This window comes from Streptomyces sp. NPDC003247, from assembly GCF_042888135.1.
Lineage (GTDB): Bacteria > Actinomycetota > Actinomycetes > Streptomycetales > Streptomycetaceae > Streptomyces.
In genome coordinates this window covers 1-23139 of record NZ_JBIAPF010000006.1, presented here as the reverse complement: position 1 = coordinate 23139, position 23139 = coordinate 1, and the positions used below count along the sequence as shown (strand labels likewise).

The window sequence follows — 23139 nt, the reverse complement described above, 5'->3', positions numbered from 1 at the left end:
ACCCCGCTTCGGATGGGTGACTCCGGGAGACCGGTGCCGGCGCGGTGGCGTCTGCCACAATTACCGCTGGTCACGTCCGCGGCCGGTGCTGCCGCGGTTGCCGCCGGGAGGGACACATGACAGGGAACGACCAGCCCACGATCAAGACGGTCGCCGCCCGTGCCGGGGTGGGGCGGACCACGGTGTCCCGCGTCATCAACGGCTCGGACCTCGTCAGCGCCGATGCCCGTGCGCGGGTACTGGCGGCGATCGAAGAACTGAACTACGTTCCCAACTCGGTGGCCCGCGGCCTGGTGACCAGCCGCACCGACGCGATGGCCCTGGTGATACCGGAGTCCGAGAGCCGGCTCGGCTCGGAGCCGTTCTTCGCCGCCCTGATCCGCGGCGTCAGCGGTGCGCTCGCCGAGACGCGGATCCAGCTGCAACTCACGCTCGTCCGCGACCGGTTCGAGAGGGACCAGCTGGCCGCGACGGTGGCGACCCGCCGGGTCGACGGTGTGCTGCTGGTCTCGGTCCACGCGCGTGACCGGCTGCCCGGGATGCTGGAGGAGATGGGGCTGCCGACCGTGCTGGCCGGCCGCCGCGACGAGCGGGAGCGGCTCAGTTACGTCAGCTGCGACAACGCCGGGGGCGCCGCCGCGGCCGTCCGGCACCTGCTGGACAGGGGCCGCCGCCGCATCGCCACCGTCACCGGGGCACTCGACATGGACGTCGGCCGGAGCCGGCTCGCGGGCTGGCGCGAGGGCCATCGCGAGGCCGGACTGCGGGCCGACGAATCCCTGGTCGAGGCGGGGGACTTCACCGAGGAGGGGGGCCGCCGGGCAATGCGTTCGCTGCTTGAACGCGCGCCGGGCCTCGACGCCGTCTTCGCCGCCTCCGACCTCATGGCCGTCGGCGCCCTGGCCGAACTCCGTCGCCAGAAGCGGCGGGTGCCGGACGATGTCGCCGTCGTCGGATTCGAGGACTCCATCCTCGCCCGCCACACCAGCCCGCCGCTCACCACGGTGCGTCAGCCCGTGGAGGAGCTGGGCCGGACGATGACCCGGATACTGATCGACATCACTCAGCACGGCGCGGACCGACAGCAGGTGACACTGCCGACGGAGCTGGTGGTGCGCGAGTCGTCCTGACGTGCTCCCTGGCCTCTGGGCCGGGGAGCACGTCGATACGCTGGCGGGACGGCCACGCGCGGCCGCCCGCCTCGCTGCGGTTCGACTCCCTCGGTGTTGGCGTTGATCCGGTTCAGCAGCCGGTGGATGCGATCGGGACCCGCGTGCCCGGCCTCCTCCGCCAGTGTCCGGCCGTTCTTCCGCTCCAGCGGAGCGATCAGTCCCCGCAGGCAAGCCAGCGCCGACTCATGCGGCTCCTCCCGGTTGGACCGGTGCACGAACCGCTCATGCAAGGCATCCAGTTCACTCGCCCACCGCCTGACACCAGCAAGGTTCCCACCCATGACCACACCGACGACTGAGCCGGTCAGCAGTCACGGCAAGCACCGTTGCAGTAACTAGGCGGGAAGTCTGGGATCCATGTCGACCAGATCGCGATGTGTACGGAACAGGGGCCCGGCGAGACGTTCCACGGCCCGGCGCAGTACCACCGGATCGGCGTCGACGAAGCTCAGTTCGCAGATCCCGATGTAACCGAAGTTCCGCAGCTCCTGATAGTCGGCGTGCAGCACGAAGGTCTTGTCGGGGCGTGGGGCCGTCTGGTGTGGGCGGACCACCAGGATCTGGGACGCGGTCCTGCGGCTGGCGCCAGGGCTGGCGCTGCTACTCGTGTAGGTGAACCGGCGCAGCACCCCGAGGTAGTCGATGTCCTGCCACGGGATGTGGCATGAGACGCCGTCGCGGTCCAGGGCGAGCCCTGTGGCGTCGACCATGAGGCTGCGTGGTTTCTCACGTGCCGCCACGGCCGCTCCCCAGGCGAGGACCAGCAGCAACAGCGCGATGACAAGCGCACCTGCCGCAGCGCTCGGCCGGAGCCACGTGGCGTAGCCGAGCCCGCAGGCCAGGAGGGTCAGCAGGGTGCTCAGAAAGGCGTACCAACGGCGTTTGCCGGGGCTCATCTCCTGGGTGAAGCGTACCTGTGACGGGCCCGTCGGTCTCTGACTCACCGGGCGCTCCGCGACGGGACCGCCGACCAGGACGAGGTCACTGGCGGCGTTCACCGAACGGCGCTGCGGACGGGGGAGGCCCCGCCTGGCCAGGTCGCGGTCCACGTAGGTGTAGATGCCGTCCAAGGTGAGGGGGCCTGGAGCGCGGAGCGCTCCCAACAGGGCCTCCGTGAAGGCGGTGTACGTGGCTCCCGGCGGTGCGTGTGAGGGAGCGGTGGCCGTCGTGGAGGTGAGGGTGAAGGTGCCGGTCACTTCGAGTTGGCCGGCAACGAGACTGTCCGGCGTGCTCATCGCCGCCACGGCCCGGCCGGAGAAACAGCAGTCGAGCACCAGGACCCTGGCTCTGGCGCGGGCGCGGGACAGTTCGCGCTTGACCACCTCCAGCGATACAGCGGTGTAGGCGACGTTGTCAGGCTCCGCGTCAGCCAAGGTGAGGTGCAAGAACCCGTCCTCGTCCAGCAGCCCGTGGCCCGCGTAGTAGACCAGCAGCAGATCAGTGGCCTCACGCCGGGCCGCGGCCAGCGCGCTGCCCAACGTCGCCTTGTCGAGTGGCTGATCCTGGTCTCCCAGGACCTGGCAGTGGTCCGCGGGGAGCAGGCCGTGCTCCCCGGTCAGGACTTCCCACAGTGCGGTGAGGTTGTTCCGCACGGCCGGTATCTCCGCAAGGGCGGCGGACTTGTATGCGGGTGCGCCGATCAGCACGGCGCGCGAGGCGCTTCCGTCGGGAATCCACGGGTCCGGCATAAGGCTCAGTTGCGGGACTGGTCGAGAAGGGCCACGACTTCCCTGATGACGTGCTCGGGATCGGCCGCCCGGCGCACATCCACCTCGACGCGGCGACCGTCCGCCGCGACGACCGACACCTTGACGTCCGTGCGGCGCTGAATCAGCCAGGTCGACAGTGACCGGGCGAGCACGGCGCCCGCGCCGCCCGATCCGAGGGCCACCGCCACCACGTCGAGGGCCACCCCCATGTGACCCGGCTCCGGTGCGGATCCCCGCAACTCCAGACGGCCACGAAGGGCGTCTTCCAGGCCCAGCCAGTCGCGCAGTGCCAGCAGATGCGTCTCGGCGTCGTCGCCGGACACCGTCAACTCCACTTCAGGTCTTTCCGTGTGCGCCTGCGTCATGCCGACCATGGTGCCAGGAAGCATCCTCATGACCCAGGGGATTCGACGAGATCCCGGCTGCCGACAGGCAACGTCCCGTGCTCCGGCCGAGCCCGCGGCGCGGGCCCGGCGGCGGGTTCACGGCGTGCTGGGCGGGTGCGCGTGGTGCAGGCGTGGTGCCGGCGGCAGCGGTGTGGGCGCCGGATCCTCCGGTGCGGCGCGGAACGCCTCGATCACGTAGGCGGCGAAGCGGCGGGAGGCCGTGACCCGGGCGGCAGGCGGCGTGTCACGGAGGCCCCGGTGGGCCATGAGCATGAGGACCAGGTCGTCGACGACGAAGCCGGGGCGGAGCCGGCCGGCCTTCTGGGCACGACGGGCCAGTTCGGCGACCGCGCGCAGGGTCCGCTCACGGTCGGCGGCGAGGTCCATGGCCCCGGGGAAGGCCGTCATGAAGGCGTCGGCGAATCCCCGGCTGTGCGCGTGGAGTTCGCAGATCCGCTCGACCAGGCTCCGGAATCCGTGCCACGGGTCCGTGTCCGTGAGGGCGTCATGGACGGCGGCGGCGCAGGCTCGCCGCTGCTCGGCGAAGGTCTCCGCGATCAGTACCTGCTTGGTCGGAAAGTGCCGGTACAGCGTGGCGGGGCCGATGCCGGCGTGCCGGGCGACCTCGCGCATCGGCGCACTCAGGCCCTCCTCGCCGAACACCGTGCGGGCGGCGTCCAGGATACGGGCCCGGTTGTCGCGGGCGTCGGAGCGCACGGTCCGAGATAAGTGGCCGGTCATCCTTTCTCACTTCCGTCAGGGGGGCGAGGGCGTCCGTTACGGTCCGATGGCGGTGCTGCCGCCGCCCTGTCCCGGCGTTCTACCCATGATGCCTCGGTGGCTGTGGGGACCGGCTCGCCGCCACGACCGCAGCAACTGTGACACGTCCGTGCACCGATCCGGGGAGCAGAGATGAAAGCCGTAGTGATCAGGACGTTCGGAGACCCCGACGGCCTGGAGGTCGTCGACGTGCCCGAGCCCGTTCCCGGGCCGGGGAAGGTGCGGATCGCCACGGAGGCGATCGGGGCGGGCGGCGTGGACGCCTTGATCCGCCGGGGAACGCTCGCCGCCTACGGCTTCCGTGAGGGGCATCTCCTCGGCAGCGAGGTCGCGGGAAGCGTCACCGCGGTGGGAGAGGATGTGGACGCCTCGTGGATCGGGCGGCGTGTGTGGGCGTTCACCGGCCTGTCCGGTGGGTATGCCGAGCAGGCCGTCGCCGCGGTCGGGGACGTCCTTCCGTTGCCCGACGCTCTGACCGCCGCCGACGCGGTGACCATCGGCGGCTCCGGCGTGGTCGCCCACTTCGCCCTGCACCGGGCCCGTTTCACGCCCGGCGAGACGGTGCTCGTGCGCGGTGCGGCGGGCAGCATCGGGATCACGGCGGTCCAGCTCGCAGCCGGGGGCGGCGCGGGCGCGGTGGCGGTCACCACCTCATCGGCGGAGCGTGGCACCCGCCTGCGGGACCTGGGCGCGACCCATGTCCTCGACCGCTCCGGCGAGGGCGGCCCGGACGCACCGGCGGGCTTCGACGTGGTGATCGATGTCGTCGGGGGTTCCCGGCTTCCCCTGTTCCTGGACAAGTTGAACCCCAATGGCAGGTATGTGGCTGTCGGTGTGGTCGGTGGGCAGCCGCCGGCGGACTTCGGCATGCGGCTGATGGACGCCTTCCGCAGGTCGCTGTCGTTCGCCACCTTCAGCTCCGACACCGTGCCCGGCCCCGACCGGCAGGCCGTGCGGTCGTCCCAGTTCGCCCATGCCGCGCACGGACACCTGCGCACGGTCGTGCACAAGGTGCTGCCGCTGGACCAGGCGGTGGCGGCCCACCGCGAGATGGACGCGGGGGAGGTGTTCGGCAGGATCGTGCTGGCGCCCTGAGCCGGGCGGGGACGGGGTTCGCGGCAGATCGGCCCCCGAGGGACAGACAGGTACGCCAAGTCCGGGCGAACACATGGATGCTGGTCGGACCCGTCGACCAGCCGCCCGCGTACGCATCGACCCTTCGAACAGGCGGTCAAGCGTCAGCCCCGTTGTCGAACGCCATTGCTGTGTCCGCGTCGTTCGCAGTGGCTGATGCGGGCTCGGTGTCGGCGTCGGCGTCGCCGGTGTGACCAGTGCAGAAGGTCGTACCTGCTGCGGGCCGGGGACAGCGCCCGCTTCGACGGGCGGGCCGGCCACTACTGCACGACCGAGGACATCCCGGTCACCACCCACAGCATCGTCGGCTACCCCCTCGCCTGACGCGATCGGCGGGGTGTCCCTGGCGAGCACCGGTCGCGCGATGCCCATATGCCGGAACGTCCCTTGCCGTCGGCAGCGTCACCTTGAACGATGCGTCCATGAACGTCGTCCGTGAGTCGCGCCCGTGTGTGTCTCCCGCGCTCATGGTCCGGGCGGGCGGCCGGTCCGCTCACGGGTGTCGCCGCCTCCGCTGTTTCTGTTCCTGAGCGTCCCGAGCGCCCTCGGCGTCCCCGCACCGCCCGCCGCACCGGCGCCGCAGGGACGCCGGACGGACCTCACCGTCCCGGCGACGCTCCGGCGGCCGGCATCGCGCCCGTTCCCCACATCCGCTTCCACTCCCACTCGCCCTGATCTCCTCCCGCCCTGATCTCCTTCCGCTCTGATCTCCTTCCGCTCTGATCTCCTCCTGCCTCTCCTCCGAAGGGTTTCCCGGTATGCCGTCCGACGCTGTTCCCGTCCTGCACTGGTTCCTTCCGACCGGCGGGGACGGCCGTTCTCCCGGCGGGGTGACCGCCGTGCAGGGCCGCACCGCCGCGGCCACCCGGCGCCCCGCCGACCTCGGCTACCTCGCCCAGGTGGCACGCGCCGCCGAGCAGGCCGGTTTCGGCAAGGTGCTCACCCCGGTGGGCCTCGGCTGTGTGGACCCGTGGGTGCTCACCTCCGCCGTCGCGGCGGTCACCGAGCGGATCGGCTTCCTGGTCGCCTTCCGGGCCGGGCTGACGCAGCCCACGCTCATCGCCCAGCAGGCGGACACCTTCCGCAGACTGTTCGGCGACCGTATCGCGCTCAACGTGGTCACCGGCGGTGACCCGGTGGAGCAACTCGCCTACGGGGACCCGCTGGAGAAGACGCAACGGTATGCGCGTACCGGGGAACTCATGGACGTGGTCGCCCGGTTGCTGGCCGGCAAGTCCGTCGACTTCGACGGCCGGTATGTCCGGGTGTCCGGCGCGCAACTGGTGGAGCCGACCCTCGACGCGCCCGTACCGCTCTACTTCGGTGGCGCCTCGGCCGAGGCGGAACAGGTCGCCGCGCAGCACGCCGACGTCCAACTGCTGTGGGGTGAGCCGCTGTCCGCCGTCGCCGAACGCGTCACCCGGCTGCGCGAGCGGGCGGCGGCGGTGGGCCGCACCGTCCGCTGTGGGCTGCGTGTGCACGTCATCTCCCGGGACAGCGCCGACGAGGCATGGGCAGAGGCGGCTCGCATCCTGTCCACTCTGGATCCGGAGACCGTCCGGCTCACCCAGGAACGCTTCGCCCGGATGGACTCGACCGGCCAGGCCCGTATGACGGCCCTGCACGGCGGCGACACCCGGGCGCTCACCGTCGCGCCCAATCTGTGGGCGGGCATCGGCCTGGTGCGCGAGGGCGCCGGCACCGCGCTCGTCGGCTCCCATGACGAGGTCGCCGAACGCCTGGCGGAATACTGGCGGTTGGGCGTGGAGGAGTTCGTGCTGTCCGGTTACCCGCACCTGGAGGAGGCGTTCAGGGTCGGCGAGGAGGTGGCCCCGCGGCTGCGGGCTCTCACGGCGGCCGAACCACGACGGTGACACCCGCACGCCGGCTCGCTCCGCCGCCGTGACTCCGGCGACCGCCGACCGCGTCGGTCCGCTCCTCGCCGACCTGGCCGCCTCGGTCACCGCCGCGCGAGAGGCCGAACCGGTCGTCGTGGACCCGGGACTGGCCGCACTGGCCGCCGGCCTCGACCCCGACGCCCTCACGCCGGAGGACGTCGCCGGCATCCTGGTCTTCGCCGGTCCGGACGGCGACGGCACCACGGGGCTGCCGCCGCGCATGGCACCGGTGCTGGCCCTGCTGGACGCGCTGCCTCCGCGTCTGAAGGAGCGGCTGCTCACGGAGTTCGTGGGGTCCCTGTTCCGCGTCTGACCACCCGGGCCGTCGCCCCTCGCCCGCCTTTCATGTCGCACGCATGGTGTTTTTTTGGTTCCTGGTCAGCTGATCGGGCACCTGGACCGCCGCCGAACCCATCGGATCACCCCGCTCGGAACCGCTCGGGGCGCCGCCGAGGGATCGGCGGCGCCCCCTTTCCTCGCCTGTCAGAGCCTGTCAGAGCCCGTCAGAGCCCGTCAGAGCCCGTCTGGGGATCCGGCAGTCACGACCCGAACGCGAAGGCCCGGATCGTGGTCTGCTCGACGGAGTTCCCGGAGGTGTCGACCCCGGTGATCTTCAAGGAGACGTGGCCTCCACCGTGGGGCCGCGGTACGTGTGCCTTCCAGCCGGCCGCGATGCGCACCATCGGTGCCTTCGCCCACGTGGCACCGTCGTCGAAAGACACCTGCGCGGTCACCGTCCCGATCTCCTCACCGGTGGCGTACCCGGGGTCGAGGGTGATGTCGACGGTGGCGGACGGGCCACGGACCCGGCCGGTGAGGTCGGTGTGCGCGTCGGCCCGGACGGTGTACAGCGGCGCGTACGCGGCGGTTGCCGCCTGCGCCGAGTGGAACGTCCACTGTGTGTGGACGCTGGTCGCCAGATCCGTCCACGCCGCTTGCCGCGTGGCGGTGCCGGTGAGCGTGTACGTACCCGCGCTCGCCGGGACGGTGAAGCTCGCCGAGGTGCCGCTGGAGGTTCCCAGCGTCACGCCGTCCCGCGCCAAGGTCAGCGATCTGTTCGCCGTGCTCGTGCCCATGTGGGCGGCGGTGAAGGACGAGAACGGCGCGTACGCCACGGTGAGCTTGTCGGCACCGGCCGCGCGGCTGGCGTACGCCGCACTGGTCTGCGGCGAACCGAACCAGTCGACCTCGCTCTTGCCCTTCGCTCGCTCGGTGAAGGGCGTGCTCTCGTACGCCAGCTGGGCGCCTTCGCCGTCGTAGTAGCTCACCTGACTTGCCCACGACGTGCCGGGCTCGGTGCTGTAGTAATGCACGACGTCGTCGCCGTAGGGCACGACGTGCGGGAGGGTGGGGAATGAGTAGCCGCCGAAACGGGGGTAGTCGCTCTGCCGGCCGAAGGTGCCGTCGGGCGTTGCGGGCGCGTGGTAGTTCTCGCGCACGGCCGCCAGATCCCGGTCCTGCCGGCGCAACGTGGCCTTGGCGGGCACGCGGTTGCCGAAGGAGTGGATCAGGTTGTAGGCGTACTGGCCGGCGACGGGTTCGTCGAGGTACGGATCGGCCAGCGGGTCGATTTTGTTCGTGCGGTAGAACACCTCGTACTGCCGGTCGGTCACCGCGGGGGTGGGGGTGGCCGTGAGGTTGTTGCGGGTCCCGAGGATCCCGGTCAGATGGACACCGCCTCCGTACACCGTGCCGTTGAGCGTCTGGAGGGCGTAGAAGGTCTGGTAGGCGTCGTATGCCTCGGCCCGGTCGACCTTGATGGACACCGGGGTCGTCTCGGACTGGTCGAAGGCGACGTCGATGTCGTCGTCGATGACGACGCTCGGCTTGAGCGTGTACCCGACGTCCCTGGTGTTCTCCTCGTCCGTCGGGTAGTAGGCGTATCCCTCGAAGCTGTAGGTGCCCTTGGGGAGCCTGGCGTAGAGCTGTCCGGCTTCGTAGTCGATCCCGAGGGTGTGGCGCTTCCCGGTGGTCAGGTTCAGCGGACGGCTCATGGCGATGCTGTTGTAGGACACCGCGTCACCGTTCTTCGCGGTGATCGGAAAGTGCACGGTGTGGGTCTCGACCTCTTTGTAGGCGCCGACGGCCGTGAGGATACGGGTGTCGCCGTCCATGGCCGTGACGACTCCTCCGTACACGCCGAAGTCGTCAGCGGACGGGTCCATGGTCAAGGTGACGTCGGCGGTGCCGTGCGCGGGCACGACCACCGAGGTCCGGTCGAGGCCGAACAGGTCGGTGGCGGCGCCGGTGGCGTTGTTCTTCGCGGCGAGGCTCAACGTCAGGTTCAGGTCCCTGTCACCGTCGTTGTGATACGTGACGGTCTTGGTCACGGATGTGTCGGCGGGGTACTCCAGGTAGGTGGAGATGCTCGCCGGGGACGCGTACGCGGACTGCGTCACACCGCGGGTCAGGTCGACGCGGCCGGTGCCCTGCTGGAACACCGTGTAGGCGCCGGGGACGGCTGTGGAGGTCAGGAACGGCTTGAGCTGCCTGGCCGTCCAGTCCGGGTGCAGCTGCTTGAGGATCGCCGCGGCCCCGGCCACGTGGGGCGTGGCCATCGAGGTGCCCGACATCTTCGTGTAGTACTGGTTCACCGCGGTGCCCGCGGATCCGGTCGAGGAACGTCCCGCGATGACGGCGACGCCGGGTCCGGTGATGTCGGGTTTGATCGCGCCGTCGAACACCCGGGGACCCCGGCTGGAGAACGACGCCAGCGCGTTCCCCGAGTCGACCGCTCCGACCGTCAGCGCCGCGTCGGCGGAACCGGGTGATCCGATGGTCTCCGCCGCGCCGGAGTTGCCCGCCGCCACGACGAACAGGGCGCCGGTCTGCTCGGTGAGGGCGTTGAGCGCCAAGGACTCCGGGTCGGTGCCGTCGGAGGCGTAGCCGCCGAGGCTCATGGAGATGATGTCCGCGCCCTCGCCCGCCGCCCACTCCATGCCGTCGATGACGCCGGCCTGTGTCCCGCTGCCGCTGTCACCGAGCACCTTGCCGACGATGACGGTGGCGCCGGGGGCGACACCGACGTACTTGCCGTCCGAGGCGGCGGCGTCACCGGCGATCGTCGTGGCCACGTGCGTGCCGTGGCCGTGCATGTCCTTGGTGCCGTTGGGGCTGCCGGTGAAGTCCTTGGCCTCGGCGACCCGGCCTGCCAGGTCCGGGTGGGTCTGGTCGTACCCGGTGTCGAGCACGGCGACCGTGGTGCCCGTACCGTCGTACCCGGCCGCCCAGGCGTCCGGAGCGCCGATCTGCGGTACGGAGACGTCGTCCCGCACCTCCATACGGCCGTTGAGCCAGACCTTCGACACGTTCGAACCGAGGTCGAGAGTGGATGCCGTCTCGTCGGTCACGAGGGTGTCCCACAACGCGCCGGCGCTGGACTTGTCCTGGTCCAGGGCGACGGCGTCGATGCTTTCGAGGGTGTGGGTGACGTGGGAGCCGGCGGCGAGCGTACGGTGTGTCGCGCCGGGCTGGTCGTAGCTGACCAGCAACGGCAACGCGTCGGTGTCGGCGTCGGTGTAACCCGCGGCGGCCAGTTCGGTGAGGTCGAACAGGCGCGCGTCGAGTTTCCCGGCGTAGACGAGGGCCTCGGCGTCGAAGGGGATCAGGCTGACGTGCTCGGTCCCGTCGGCACCCGGGCCGCGTTCCTCGCGGTAGCCGATGCCGCGGCGGCCGGGGGCCGGGTCGATCGTGTAGGTCAGCTGACCGTCCGCATTGGCCACGGTCACCACGTCACCGGTGATGAGCGTGATCGTCTCGGCCGAGTCGAACGCTTGGCTGACTCCGCCGCTGAAGACACCGTCAGCGACCGGACCGGCGGCCGCTGGTGGCGCGGGCAGGAGCGCTGCCAGAGCGACGCTCAGGACGACGACGGACGGTAAGCCGCGTCTTAACTTCACGAACATGAAGTCGTCTCCCCTCCTGTACCCGCCACATTGACGGGTACAGGACAGGAATCTTAAGTGTTCCAGGCTCGCTCGGGAAGGTCTAGACCTCATCGGTGTGAAATAAGGTCTAGACCTCATCGTGATCGTGTGAAATGTCGTGCCGGTCCTCGACGTCGGCACGGCCGGCCGACCGTGCCGACCGTCGGTCTCGACGAGCAGCCGTCCTGGTGGGCCGGCGGCGAGCAGTGGCCGCTGTCGGGCAAGTGGCCCCAGCCGGGAGGCAAAAGGCGACACCATGCGGGCCGGACGGGAGTACGCCGCTGTGCGGGCACTCCCTCATCGGGCAGTTGCTCAGGCGGTCAGGAGGCGTCGTGGGCAAGGTGTTTCGAGGCCTCCGCCACGCGCAGGCGACGGTCGAGGGTGTAGCGGCGCTGGACGAGGAGGGCAAGCAGCATCAGGGCCGCCGGCAGCAGTCCGAAGCCCAGGCGCAGGGCGGTGAGGGCGGTGCCGGGCTGGGTCACCGCCTGGCCGGCCACGCTGGCGGTGAAGCCGCTGAGGGCGAGCAGTCCGGCGTACAGGTAGGGGCCGAGCGCGGCGCCGGTCGCCTCGGCCGCGGTCCAGACCCCGGTGTAGGCGCCGGCCGTGGAGGTGGCCCCGCTCGCCTCGATCACGTCCGGCATCATCGAGAAGGGCAGCAGTTGCATCGCCGCGAACGCGATACCCAGCACCGCCACCGCGCCGACCAGCGCGGGCAGTCCGAGCGGCCGCCCGACGGCGAGGGCCAGTGAGCCGAGCGTGAAGACCCCCTGTGCGAGGAGGAGCAGCGGCTGCTTGCCGAAGCGGCGTGCGGCGGCGACCCAGGCCGGGGTGGCCACCAAGGCCGGTGCCACGAAAGCGGCGACCAGGACGGTGGTGAGCCGGGGACGGCCGAGTTCGTACTCGGCGTAGTAGGGCACGGCGGCAAGCACCAGGTGGCTGGTGGTGGACATGGCCAGGTACGAGCCGGTGAGCACTCGGAACTGACGGTCGCGCAGCGCGCCGCGCAGGGCGCCGAGCCCGCCGGGACGGGCAGCCGGAACCGGCGCGGGCACCGCAGCGGTGAGGCGACGTACCCCGCGGATGCCCAGCGCCATCGTGGCCAGCATGCCGAGGCCGAGCATCACGCCCATCCGTACGTAACCCCCGCGGGTGGGGTCGTCCTGCCCGGTGATCAGCGGCGCGACCAGGCCGCAGACCAGGATGCCCGCGGTGAGCACCACCATGCGGAAGCCCATCAGGCGGGTGCGCTCGGCGTAGCCGATGCCGAGGTCGGCCGGGGCGGCGAGGTAGGGCACCTGGTAGAGGGCGAAGAGCAGGTTGCCGCAGACGAAGGCGACGGCGACCCAGGCCGCCGCGGCCGGACCGGTGACACCGCCTGGTGGTGCGAAGAGCAGGGCGAAGGCGACCGGCAGCGCGCAGGCGGCGGCCATCAGCAGGCGCCGGTGGCCGCGGCGGGCCAGGTCCGCGTCGGACAGCCGGCCCACCCACGGGTGGAGCAGCACATCAGCGATCTTCGGCAGCAGCAGCACCAGCCCGGCCAGGGCAGGGTCGACCGCCAGAACGTCGGTGAGGAAGTAGAGCAGCAGCAGGCCCGGCACGGTGACCCAGGCCCCCATGGCCAGCGAGCCGCCGGAGAACATCAGCAGCCCGCCGAGGGGCAGCCTGTTTCCGCGCGTAGGCGCGTCATGCGCCGCTGTCCGGTTCGCCTGCGACACGTCTCCACCCCTGCCAGATAATCCAACGCTCGCTGGATAGTTTCGCTGGATAGTAAGGCAGGATGGCGGCTATGACGACTCCCCGCCGCCGCCCAGGGCGGCCACGCCTCGCCGAGCAGCGCGCCACCGCTGATCTGATCGTGGAGGCGGCCACCGGACTGTTCGCCCGGCACGGTTTCGATGCGGTCGGGGTCCGCGACATCGCGACGGCGGCCGGAGTGGACGTGTCCACCGTCCATCACCACGTGGGCACCAAGGCCGAGCTGTACGACGCCTGCTTCGCCCGCGTGTTCGAGGCCGAGCAGGCCGCGCTGCGCGAGGCCGCCCATGCGGCGCTGGGCGCGGTGGCTGCCTACGGCGAGGCGGCCGGGGACGCTGCGGCCCGCGCCGCGCTCGCGGCCCTGCACGAACTGCTCGACACCTTCGTCGACTTCCTCGAGGACCGTCCGGAGACCACCGCGCTGTGGCTGCGCCGCTGGCTGGAGCCGGAGCGGCACGCGGAGTTCGACGCCCGGTACGCGACCCCCCTCTACCGCCAGGTCGAGCAGGCGCTGGCGGACGCGGACGCGGCGGGCCTGCTGACCGAGCCGGTTCCGCACATCGCCGTGCGCAGCCTGGTCTGGGCGGTGCACGCGCACGTGGTGAGCCTGCTCTCCGGGCGGGCGGGCGCGCGGGAGCGCCGGGAGCTGCGGGCCTTCCTGCACCGCTGGATGGACCGCATGTACGGGCCGGGCGCCGACTGACCCCGCCCCTCCGTCCCCGGCGTGCCTTGACGCGCCGGCCGGCGCGGCCGCATGATGCCCGGGTCATCAATCCAACAGTTGATGGATTAACTGCCATCAAGTGCGTCAGGGAGGCCGGCATGCTCGGGGAGCCCCGGGTCGTGGTGATCGGTGCGGGACCGGCGGGACTGGCGACGCTCAAGGCGCTCGCCGACCGGGGGGTGTCCGCGCTCTGCTTCGACTCCGGCGACCGCCCCGGCGGCCTGTGGGTCCTCGGAGCGCCGGGTTCCTCCGCGTACCGGACCCTGCACCTCAACACCTCTCGGCGGCGCACGGAGTTCGCCGACCACCCGATGCCCGTCGAGTGGCCGGACTATCCGGACCACACCCGGATCGCCGAGTACCTCGCCGGCTACGCCGACCGCTTCGGGCTCGGTGACTCGATCCGCTTCCGGCACACCGTGCGGCAGGTCACCCGCTGCGACGACGGCTCCTGGCGGGTCACCGCCGACGGCCCGGACGGCCCGGTCACCGTGGCCGCCGAGGCGGTCGTGGTCGCCAACGGGCACAACAGCACCCCCCGGCTCCCCACGCCGCCCCACCCGGGCACGCCCGCGGTCGAGCAGCTGCACAGCCACGACTACCGGGGCCCGGAGCAGCTCGCCGGACGGCGGGTGCTGGTGGTCGGAGGCGGCAACTCCGCCATGGACATCGCGGTCGACGCCTCGCACACGGCCGCGACCACCCTGCTCTCGCTGCGCCGAGGGGTCTGGATCGTCCCCAAGTACCTGCTCGGCAAGCCCTCCGACAGCCTCAACGGCGCGCTGGCCCGGCGGCTGCCCTGGCGGGTGCGCCAGCGGATCAGCCAGGCCATGATCACCGCGGCGGTGGGGCGACCCGAGCGCTACGGGCTGCCGGCCCCCGCCCACGGTTTTCTGCAGGACCACCCGACCCTCTCCGACACGGTGCTGAGCCGGATCACCCATGGCGAGATCGGGGTCCGCCCGGGGATCAGCCGGATCGACGGCTCCACGGTGACCTTCACCGACGGCCGTACCGAACCGGTCGACCTGGTGGTGTGGTGCACCGGCTACCGGGTGGAGATCCCCTTCCTCGACCCGGCGCTGCTGAGCCCGGGCCCGGACGCGCTCCACCTCTACCGGCACGTCTTCCCGCTCGACACCACCGGATTGTTCTTCGTCGGGCTGATGCAGTCCACCGGCTCCGCGCTGCCGGTGGTCGAGGCGCAGGCCCGGCTGGTCGCCGCCCATCTGGCCGGCGAGTACGCCCTGCCGGACCCGGCCGCCCAGCGCGCCGACTGCGCGGCGGACCTGCGCGCTGCCACCGCCCGGTGGGGCGGACGCCGGCCCGCCATGCGGATCGACTTCGACGCCTACCTCGCCCTGGCCGCCCGGGAGCTGGCCGAGGGTGTCCGACGCCGTCGCGCGGGCCGCGGGGTGGCGTACGGAGCGCCGCCGCGCCCGACGGCCCAGACCGCTGCCGTGGTCCCCACCCAGGGAGAATCCGCATGACCACTCTCACCGGCCGCCGCGTGATCGTCACCGGCGCGGCAGGCACCTTCGGCCGACTGCTGTGCGAGCGGCTCACCGCCGCCGACGCCCGGGTGGTCGGGCTCGATCTGCGGGACGGCGCGGTCGGCGAAGTGCCCGTACTCGGCGCCGACCTGACCGACCCGGAGGCGGGCCCGGCCGCCGTGGCCGCCGCCGTGGAGCGCCTCGGCGGACTCGACCTCCTGATCAACAACGCCGGGGTCGGCGGCCCCGCCCCGGCCGAGCTGCCCCCGGACACGGCGGTCCACCGGCAGCTGGAGGTCAACCTGCTGGCCGCTTGGCGGACCACCGCCGCCGCGATCGACGCGCTGGAGACCTCGCGCGGACGGATCGTCTTCGTCGCCAGCCGGATGGCCTTCATGGCGCTGCCGCTGGCCGCCGGGTACGGCGTCAGCAAGCGTGCGGTCACCGCCTACGCCGATGCACTCCGGCTCGAGGTCGGCACGCACATCGGGGTGAGCGTGGTCCATCCGAGCATGGTCGCCTCGCCGATCCACGACGCCTCGTCCGCCGCCGGACTCTCTCTCGACGGCGTCTCCCGGTACGAGCCGCTGGAGGGCGTGGTCGACGCGATCCTGGGTGCCGCCACCGCCCGCAAGGCGCCGCGCGACGTGGCCACCACCCGTCGCGGCCGGATCGAGATCGCGCTCGCCCGGCACTGCCCCGGTCTCGCCGACCGGCTGGTCCGGCGCACGGTCGCGGGCCGGATCCGGGCCGGCGACCTCGACCGGTCACCGCTCGCCGCAGGCATGGTCAGGCGGCACCGAGCCGCCCCCTAGGTGTGCTGTCCGGGCACCCGCCGGGAGGGCCTGAGTCAGTCAGGGATCCCCGGCATGCCCCACCGGGCGTTCCTGCCCTCGACATCGGTTCCCGGACACGTCTTCCGCCACGTCGTGACGTCGGAATCCGCCCACAGCACCAGACCGAACAAGCCGAGACAGCCAGTCGTCACCGCCATGCGCCGTAACCGTGGAATCACCTGCATGGTCTGGTCCGCCGCGTCCCAGAGCAGATCTGCGCTGACAGCCACCCCGCCATCACGGCCCCCACCCGTCATCCTGAAAAGCCCGAAGCAAAAGCCCGAAGCGCAACCCCTCACCCGGGATCGAGCCGCAGAGCCGATCGGCCTGTCCAACCCGCAAGAATCGGGACACCAGGCCCTCGGGCTCGCGTTGACGAACCCTCAGTTTCCGCGAACTTGCGTGTCTCACCGGATATGAGTAGTCGCGGTACAGGTGGTAGCGCCGAGATCGACCACGGTCGTGCAGTGGGCACTTCGGCGTCCCGCGCCGGGCCGGATCGTACGATGGCGGCATGACCGTTGGCGCCCGACCGAGCCGCCGCCCCGCCGGGCGGTTGTTCGTGCTGCTGGTGCTGGCGGTGCTGACCGGTGTCCTGGGCATGCACGCACTGGCTCCCGGCGGGACGCCGGCGCCCGGGCACACCATGGCGATGGCCCACGCTCCTGCCACGGAACATGCGAGCGGAGCGTGCTCGCACACCCATGGCGGCGCCGGGCACCTCGCGCACGCGGACGGCATGTGTGCGGCGGCCGGCGTCGGTTCCGCCTATGCGCCGCCCGCGTTGGCCGCGGCGCTGCCCGGTGCGCCGGCCGCCGCCGAAGCCGTGATCGCCTCGTCGGCGAAGGCTGTGCGGGGCCGGGCGCCGCCCGACCTGTCCGAGCTGCAACTCCTGCGGATATAGAGCGGCCCGCACGGCACCTCCTGTACGCCCCTGGCCGGGGGCGGGTGCCGCGCTTTCGCCTGATCGTCACATCCCTTTCGACTTCGCGCGCCCCGAGCGGCGTTGCGTGAAGGAGTTGCACCACCATGACCCGTAAGCGCTCTCTGATCCGCCGCGGCGCGGCCGTGGCCTTCGCCGGCACGGCCGCCCTCGTCCTGGCCGCCTGCGGCGGCAGCGGCGGCAGCGGCGGCAGCGGCGACGGCTCGGCCGGGCACGACGGCCACAGCGGCACGTCCTCGTCCGCCGCCGCTTCGGCGTCCGCGTCGCAGGGACAGCACAACGCCGCCGACGTCGCGTTCGCCCAGGGGATGATCCCCCACCACCGCCAGGCCGTGGAGATGGCCGACCTGGCGCCCAGCCGGGCGCAGTCGGCCGAGGTGAAGAAGCTCGCGGCGGACATCAAGAAGGCCCAGGACCCGGAGATCGAGACGCTGTCCGGGTGGCTGACCTCCTGGGGCGAGGAGGTGCCCCCCGAGGGCGCCATGGACCACTCCGTGCACGGCAGCGACGGCATGATGACCGACGAGGACATGGACGAACTGATGGCGGCGTCGGGCGCCGCGTTCGACACCGCCTTCATGGAGATGATGACCGAGCACCACGAGGGCGCCGTCGCCATGGCCGAGACCGAGCAGGCCGACGGCTCCTACGCCCCGGCCCAGAAGATGGCCGGGCAGATCGTCAGCTCCCAGACCGCCGAGATCCAGCAGATGAACGAGCTGTTCGGCAAGGACTGACCGAGCCCGCCGGGACAGCGGGGGCGGGCGCCCGGATGGCGCCCGCCCCCACCCCGGCACACCCGACCTCCGCCTGCTCCCTTTTTCACCAGCTTGGCCCCGCACGTGATCACTTCTGTGCGCATACTCCGGCGACGCGGGCCCGTCGCCGCTCTCCTGGCAGCAGCCCTGCTGCCGGCCCCCTGCTCCGCCCCCCGGCACCGACCCGGGCGACACAACCGCCGCGGATCCCAGGACGGGCCATCTGCACGGCCTGGGCGTCGACCCGGCCGACGACACCGTCCACACCGCCGGCCACCTCGGCGCCTTCCGCCTCACCGACGCCGGCCGGAGCCGGACCGTCCTCCACCGCCCGCCCACGGCCGCGGTCGTCGGATGGCTACTGGCCCGCTTCGCCCCGCGCATGCTTCCACCAGCAGCAGCACACGGCACCGACGACGGGCCCGCGCCGCTGATCCCGGACGACGCCCACCATCACGAACCGCCGGGGCTGCGGCCTGCGGGCGCGCATTCCGCCGGCAGGCTTGCTCCTGTGAGCCGTGCCGGGCCCTTGTCACGTTCGGCGGAGCCTCCGCAGTCCTCGCCTCCGCCGTCCTCGCCTACGTCGCCCAGCAGGCCGTCCAGCACTACGGCTGGCTCGGCGCCGGCAAGATGGTCCGCGGACTCGCCCTCGCTGAGACCACCCCGGGCCGCTGATCATGGTCGTACTGGTCGCGGCTCTGACCGGCCTGCCCGGCACCTGAACCGACCGCCCCGAGCCCACGGAGCCGGAGCCGGCCCCCCTGACGCACGCGCGCTGGTTCCGGCCGCCGGGCCGGACGCCGTCGCCAGGGGGATGTTCAGCCGACTGGGGCGCTCCAGTCGGTATGGGGGGACCGGCCAGTCGGCGGGGGTGGTCCGGACTCCTGGCGGATGGGCATGGCAGGAGCCTGCACGGATGCTGGGGAAGGTCGGCGTCTGCCAAGGCAAGGGACGTCGCCATGGCACCGGGCCAGCGAGGAGGCATCTGTATGACGATCCGCCTGACACTTCTGTGTGCGAGCCCAGCACGAACGGTCCTCGGCTGCGCCCCGCTCAGTGAGCGCGCGCCTCATGATGTGGGCGCCGCCCTGACATCGCCTCCCGCGCACTCGGCGACCCTGAGATCCCCTTCGGCCGGCTCTGCGCTGATCGCCGCAGGCCTCGGGGTGCGGGCCGCGGTGGATCCCGCACTGCGCGACATCGACTACGGCACCTGGCGCGGCCGTACGGTGGCCGATGTCGTCGCTGCGGACCCGTGCGGGTACAGCAGCTGGCTGACAGACCCGGATGCCGCGCCGCACGGCGGGGAAACCGCACGCCAGCTCTGCCGCCGGATCGCGCAGTGGCTCAGCAGCCTGCCTGCGGACACCGGCCGCACTCTGGCCATCGTCGAAGCAGCCGTAGCGCAGGCAGTGTTGGTCCATGCCCTGTCCGCACCGCCCCGAGCACTCTGGAAACTCTCGGTGCCGCCCCTGAACGCCGTCCACCTCACCTGCTGTGACGGCGTCTGGAGGGTCCAGCCGACGGACGTATGTCCTGTCCAAGGCGTTCGCCGGCCACCGCCTGTGCCTCTCACCCCGCTGACCGCGCCCCGGCACAGGTTCAGCGACCGCGGAATGTTCGTCTGAGGGGCGAGAGCGGTCCGGCAGACCGCCACCTGCCGGGGGGCGTCCGGCGACGCCCCCAGGGCCCCGGTTCTGCTCGACCTCGGTGGTGCGGGCCGCGAAGACGCGGCCTTGAGGGTGCTTTCGCACCGGCTCAGCTGCCTTGCCTCCGCCGTGGCCACAGGCTCGCGTGGCGCATGCCGTGTACGCAGCCGCTGGTCACGCCGGTCGCGCCGGTCACGCCGGGCCGTCGACCGGGAGTGCAAGACGCAGCTCGTAGCCGCCGTCGGCCGTGGGTCCGCAGGCGATGGTGCCACCGAGGAGTTCGGCGCGTTGACGTAGTCCGACGAGGCCGTGACGGGAGCTCGGCAGGGGGAGCGGGAGGCTGGTGGGGGTGGTGTTGGTGACGGTGGCCTGTACGGTGCCGTCCTTGTGGTGGATACGGATCGTGGTTCTCGCGCCCGGCGCATGTTTGCGTACGTTGGTCAGTGCCTCCTGCACCGTCCGGTACACGGCGCGCTGGAGCGGCGGCGGCAGGCCGTCGGGGAGGTCGGTGTTCAGCTCGGCCTCGATACCGCTGTCGTCCACCAGTCGTCGCAGATCGGCGAGGGACGGCTGCGGGGTCAGCTCCGTGGGGCGGCTCCCGGAGGCGCGCAGGACGCTGACCATCTGCCGCAGCTCGTCGAGAGTGTGCACGCTGAGCCGCCGGATCGCTGACGCGGCGTCCCGGACCTCCGCGTCACGGCTGATCATCTGCAACGCCCCCGCCTGCACGGCGATCAGGCTGACCTGGTGGGATACCACGTCGTGCATCTCCCGGGCGAGTTGTGCGCGTTCCTTGGCCAGTACCGTCTGCGTGATCAGCAGCTGCTCGTGCTCGCGCACCGCGGAGATCTCAGCCAGCCGCAGGGAGAGTTCACGTCGGGCCTGGGCGAGCTGGCCCAGGAAGACGGGCGCGGCCGCCTCCGCCAGGTGGTAGCTGACAGTAATGAGGGCGAAGGTGCCGGAGAGGCCGGCGAACTGCGGTGACGACCAGGGCCACGCGGTGACGTTGCACGCGGTGAACGCGACGGCGCAGGCACCCAGCAGGGTGCGGCGGCGGCTGAGGGAAGCCAGCGTGTACAGGGCAACCAGAGCGGCGAAGACCGCGTCGGTGACCAGGACACTGGGCAGCGTGAGGACGAAGGCCACCAGGGGCAGTCGACGGCGCAGCGCCAGCGCGACGGCGCCGAGCAGCGCACAGGCCAGGACCGGCCATGCCTCGCCTTGCACATTGACCCACGTGTCCAGCAGCGCCGTCACGACCAGAGCGAGATCGATCAGCCAGGCCGGCGGGCGCCGTGGCCTCATCCGTCCTCCCGGGGCTCCGGCGGCCTGAGCAGACCCGCGCGTTCGGCGAGCAGGGCGGCCTGAACCCGGCTGCTCACCTCCAGCTTGCCGAGGATGGCGCTCACGTGATCCTTGACCGTGCCGGTGCTCAGGTGCATCCGCTGGCCGATGTCGGCATTGGACAGTCCCTCGCCGATGAGGACGAGGACGGCCCGCTCGCGGTCGGTCAGCCGTGCGACCGCCCGGGCGGCGGGTTCCTCCTGGTGGCCGTTGTCCAGGTAGCCGTCCACGACGGTGCGGGTGATGGTGGACGACAGCACGGCACCGCCGTTCGACAAGGACCGCACCAGATACGGCAGCTGCTCGGGATCGGTGTCCTTGACCAGGAAACCGGCAGCCCCGCAGCGCAGCGCCGTCGCCACGTACTCGTCCATGCCGAACGTCGTGAGCATGGCCACCACCGGCGGGTTGGGCAGCTGGTGCAGAGAGGTCAGGACGGTGAGTCCGTCGACGTCCGGCATGCGGATGTCGAGCAGCACCACGTCCGGACGCGACTCCCGCACGGCGCGGACCGCCTGGCCGCCGGTGACGGCCGCTACGACCTCGATGTCGTCCGCGCTGTCGAGGATGCGCTGGAAGCCCGTACGGATCAGTGCCTCGTCGTCGACCACCAGTACCCGGATCACCTGTGCTCCGCCCGCCATCGGATTAACGCAGGATCCTGTGACGCCCTATGTGACCTTCAGGCTACTTTGCGCTGATCTGATCCGCAGGGCGAAGACAGGTACCGCTTCGTCCGCACGGCCGGGGGACAGGTACGGCCGGTCGGCAGGGTGGCTCCGGACAGTCGGCGGATGGGATGCGAGAGGCCTGCCGCCGATCGTGGAGACCATGGCGGACAACGCATCCTCGGTCGCACCGGAGGTCATCGGACCCACCACGGTGATCGGCCCTCTCCGGGCCCCTGCCGGGGCGCCGTCGACCGGACGCCTGCTCGGCGTCGACCTCGCCCGCGGACTCGCGGTCTTGGGCATGTACGCCGCCCACGTCGGCCCTGCCCCGTCGGTGGGCGGGCCGACAGGGTTCCTGATGGAGCTGGCGCGTGGCCGTTCCTCCGCGCTGTTCGCCGTGCTCGCCGGATTCTCCCTCGTCGTCATCACCGGCCGCCCTCACCCGCGGACCGGACGCGAGGGACGGCAAGCGGCCGGCAGGATCGTCATCCGCGCATGCGCCCTGGTGGCGCTGGGCTTCGCCCTCACCGCCCTGGACACGTCGATCGACGTCGTCCTCGCCTTCTACGGGCTGATCTTCCTCACCGTGCTCCCGCTGTACCGGCTGCGGGCCAGGACGCTCGCGGCGATCGCCGCCGCGGGAGCCCTCGCCCTGCCCCAGGTGCTGTGGGCCGTACGGCAGTCAATTCAAGAGCGAACCTGGTCGGAAACGGTCATCGCCCGCGACCCGCTGGCCGAGATCGGTGACTCGGACGGGATCCTGGAACTGCTGTTCACCGGCGAGTACCCGGTCCTCACCTGGGCATCGTTCCTGATCGCGGGCATGGCCGTGGCCCGGCTCGACCTCGCCGACGCCCGTGTCCGCGCCCGCCTCGCCCTGACCGGCGGCGCGCTCGCCGTGGCCGGCTACGGCGGCTCCTGGCTGGCCCTGCACCTCGTTCCGCAGGCCCGCACCGTCATCACCGCCGCCACGGGCGGCGGTTCAGCATCATCCGCCTGGTGGTCCGATGCCGTCGGCGACGTCACGGACGGCACACCGCGAGAGTGGCTGCTGGTGGCCGCACCGCACAGCCAGACGACCTTCTCCATCCTCGGCAACACCGGTGCCACCCTGGTCGTGGTCGCGGCGTGTATCAGCGCCACGTACCGGACGCCCCGCCTCACACGCCTGTTGCGTCCCGTTGCGGCGGTGGGCACGGTGTCGCTCAGCGCCTACGTGCTGCACATCGTCGCCATTGGTGTTTTCGGAAATGAGGACGACTCGATGTCGGCTCTGCCGGTGCTGGCCTGCTACATCACAGCAGCCGTGGTGTTCGCACTGGTCTGGACCCGCCTGTTCCGCCGGGGTCCGCTGGAGTACCTCCTGAATGCCGCGACCCGGCCGGCCCGCCACATCAGGTGACGCCCCTCCTGAATGCCGCGACCCGGCCGGTCTGCCGCATCGGGTGACGCCTGGCAGCTCGACGACCCGGCAGGCCAGGGCCTGGACGCCGTGCGGGCCGCGGGCCGGCTGGCGCCGCTGCCGGTGGAGGCCCTGCACGGCATCGGCCCCCGGGGGACGACGGGACGGGGTCGATGCCGTGGGCCCGGTCGGCGGCCTGGCCGCCCTGCCCGCCACCACAACCGTCCGGTACGCCTTCGGCCACCACGCCCTGGACGGCGCCGACGTCCGCGCCGCCCTCCGCGAGCTGGTGATCCGGCTCGCCCTGCTGCTGCGCAGGCTCGCCCGCCTTCTCCGGGCTCTTGACCAGCGCCTCGTGCAGCCCGGACCGGTAGCCCGCCAGGTCGTCCTGGCTGAAGGCGCGCGGAGCGGCGTCGCCCTTTGGGCGTTCGGGCTACTTCGCCGCGGGTGCCGTGCGGGGACGGAGTGCCAGGGTGAGCAGCGGGCCGACTGCCAGCAGCACGGCGAGGGCCGCGTAGCCGGTGGTGAGCGTCGAGACGGTGGCCACGCCGGCGACGAG

Annotated in this window: 18 protein-coding genes and 2 pseudogenes; 12 read left to right on the top strand and 8 right to left on the bottom strand. The window is 71.8% G+C overall.

The genetic code is table 11. The features are described from left to right. The first annotated feature begins 116 nt into the window (after window positions 1-116). The gene (locus tag ACFYWQ_RS21050) at window positions 117-1130 is read left to right on the top strand and encodes a LacI family DNA-binding transcriptional regulator (protein ID WP_389518371.1); all 1014 of its coding nucleotides are present in this window, start codon (window positions 117-119) and stop codon (window positions 1128-1130) included. A gap of 83 nt (window positions 1131-1213) precedes the next feature. Here the strand turns inward: ACFYWQ_RS21050 and ACFYWQ_RS21045 are convergent. The 4 genes and pseudogenes from ACFYWQ_RS21045 to ACFYWQ_RS21030 form a co-directional block, all read right to left on the bottom strand. Next, window positions 1214-1453 (bottom strand): annotated as a pseudogene (locus ACFYWQ_RS21045) (IS701 family transposase); the annotation flags it as partial. 54 nt (window positions 1454-1507) lie between these two features. Continuing rightward, on the bottom strand, window positions 1508-2860 hold the full coding sequence (locus tag ACFYWQ_RS21040) for a caspase domain-containing protein (RefSeq protein ID WP_389518370.1): 1353 nt from the start codon (window positions 2858-2860) through the stop codon (window positions 1508-1510). Window positions 2861-2865: 5 nt separating this feature from the next. Continuing rightward, window positions 2866-3246 carry a hypothetical protein gene (locus ACFYWQ_RS21035; RefSeq protein ID WP_389518369.1) on the bottom strand — a complete coding sequence of 127 codons (381 nt, stop codon included), beginning with the start codon at window positions 3244-3246 and terminating at the stop codon, window positions 2866-2868. 117 nt (window positions 3247-3363) lie between these two features. Continuing rightward, window positions 3364-4008, bottom strand: coding sequence for a TetR/AcrR family transcriptional regulator (locus ACFYWQ_RS21030; protein WP_389518368.1), 645 nt, complete (start codon window positions 4006-4008; stop codon window positions 3364-3366). Window positions 4009-4179: 171 nt separating this feature from the next. Here ACFYWQ_RS21030 and ACFYWQ_RS21025 point away from each other — a divergent pair, with 171 nt between their 5' ends. The 4 genes and pseudogenes from ACFYWQ_RS21025 to ACFYWQ_RS21010 all read left to right on the top strand — a co-directional run. Then, window positions 4180-5142, top strand: coding sequence for a zinc-dependent alcohol dehydrogenase family protein (locus tag ACFYWQ_RS21025; RefSeq protein ID WP_389518367.1), 963 nt, complete (start codon window positions 4180-4182; stop codon window positions 5140-5142). A 195-nt stretch (window positions 5143-5337) separates the two neighbouring features. Then, entirely contained in the window at window positions 5338-5505 is a 168-nt protein-coding gene (locus ACFYWQ_RS21020) for a hypothetical protein (RefSeq protein ID WP_389518366.1), read from the top strand. Between the two features lie 434 nt (window positions 5506-5939). Further along, window positions 5940-7055 carry an LLM class flavin-dependent oxidoreductase gene (locus tag ACFYWQ_RS21015; protein WP_389518365.1) on the top strand — a complete coding sequence of 372 codons (1116 nt, stop codon included), beginning with the start codon at window positions 5940-5942 and terminating at the stop codon, window positions 7053-7055. Window positions 7056-7083: 28 nt separating this feature from the next. Further along, a pseudogene (locus tag ACFYWQ_RS21010) lies at window positions 7084-7392 on the top strand (aspartate aminotransferase family protein); the annotation flags it as partial. A gap of 226 nt (window positions 7393-7618) precedes the next feature. Here the strand turns inward: ACFYWQ_RS21010 and ACFYWQ_RS21005 are convergent. Both ACFYWQ_RS21005 and ACFYWQ_RS21000 read right to left on the bottom strand, forming a co-directional pair. Continuing rightward, on the bottom strand, window positions 7619-10984 hold the full coding sequence (locus ACFYWQ_RS21005) for a S8 family serine peptidase (RefSeq protein ID WP_389518364.1): 3366 nt from the start codon (window positions 10982-10984) through the stop codon (window positions 7619-7621). A 341-nt stretch (window positions 10985-11325) separates the two neighbouring features. Then, a complete protein-coding gene (locus ACFYWQ_RS21000) occupies window positions 11326-12720 on the bottom strand; it encodes an MFS transporter (RefSeq protein WP_389518363.1) in 1395 nt (464 codons plus the stop codon). A gap of 71 nt (window positions 12721-12791) precedes the next feature. Between ACFYWQ_RS21000 and ACFYWQ_RS20995 the strand changes: the two genes are divergently transcribed. From ACFYWQ_RS20995 to ACFYWQ_RS20970, 6 genes are all read left to right on the top strand, one after another. Beyond that, window positions 12792-13463 (top strand): TetR/AcrR family transcriptional regulator, encoded by a 672-nt coding sequence (locus ACFYWQ_RS20995; RefSeq protein WP_389518362.1) that lies wholly within the window; start codon window positions 12792-12794, stop codon window positions 13461-13463. Window positions 13464-13582: 119 nt separating this feature from the next. Further along, window positions 13583-14974 carry a flavin-containing monooxygenase gene (locus ACFYWQ_RS20990; protein ID WP_389518361.1) on the top strand — a complete coding sequence of 464 codons (1392 nt, stop codon included), beginning with the start codon at window positions 13583-13585 and terminating at the stop codon, window positions 14972-14974. Continuing rightward, window positions 14971-15792: an SDR family NAD(P)-dependent oxidoreductase gene (locus ACFYWQ_RS20985; RefSeq protein ID WP_389518360.1), complete on the top strand. Its 822-nt coding sequence runs from the start codon at window positions 14971-14973 to the stop codon at window positions 15790-15792. Before ACFYWQ_RS20990 ends, ACFYWQ_RS20985 begins: the two co-directional genes overlap by 4 nt. Before the next feature lie 535 nt (window positions 15793-16327). Then, the gene (locus ACFYWQ_RS20980; protein WP_389518359.1) at window positions 16328-16717 is read left to right on the top strand and encodes a DUF6153 family protein; all 390 of its coding nucleotides are present in this window, start codon (window positions 16328-16330) and stop codon (window positions 16715-16717) included. Window positions 16718-16842: 125 nt separating this feature from the next. After that, on the top strand, window positions 16843-17493 hold the full coding sequence (locus ACFYWQ_RS20975; RefSeq protein WP_389518358.1) for a DUF305 domain-containing protein: 651 nt from the start codon (window positions 16843-16845) through the stop codon (window positions 17491-17493). A gap of 1010 nt (window positions 17494-18503) precedes the next feature. Next, entirely contained in the window at window positions 18504-19142 is a 639-nt protein-coding gene (locus ACFYWQ_RS20970) for a histidine phosphatase family protein (protein WP_389518357.1), read from the top strand. A 213-nt stretch (window positions 19143-19355) separates the two neighbouring features. On the opposite strand, the gene ACFYWQ_RS20965 is transcribed toward ACFYWQ_RS20970, so the two are convergent. Beyond that, complete coding sequence (locus ACFYWQ_RS20965) at window positions 19356-20468, bottom strand: sensor histidine kinase (RefSeq protein WP_389518356.1); 1113 nt, start codon at window positions 20466-20468, stop codon at window positions 19356-19358. Then, a complete protein-coding gene (locus ACFYWQ_RS20960; RefSeq protein WP_389518820.1) occupies window positions 20465-21133 on the bottom strand; it encodes a response regulator in 669 nt (222 codons plus the stop codon). Before ACFYWQ_RS20960 ends, ACFYWQ_RS20965 begins: the two co-directional genes overlap by 4 nt. Window positions 21134-21338: 205 nt before the next feature. On the opposite strand from ACFYWQ_RS20960, the gene ACFYWQ_RS20955 reads away from it, so the two are divergent. Further along, the gene (locus ACFYWQ_RS20955) at window positions 21339-22580 is read left to right on the top strand and encodes a DUF418 domain-containing protein (RefSeq protein ID WP_389518355.1); all 1242 of its coding nucleotides are present in this window, start codon (window positions 21339-21341) and stop codon (window positions 22578-22580) included. Window positions 22581-23139 lie beyond the last annotated feature (559 nt).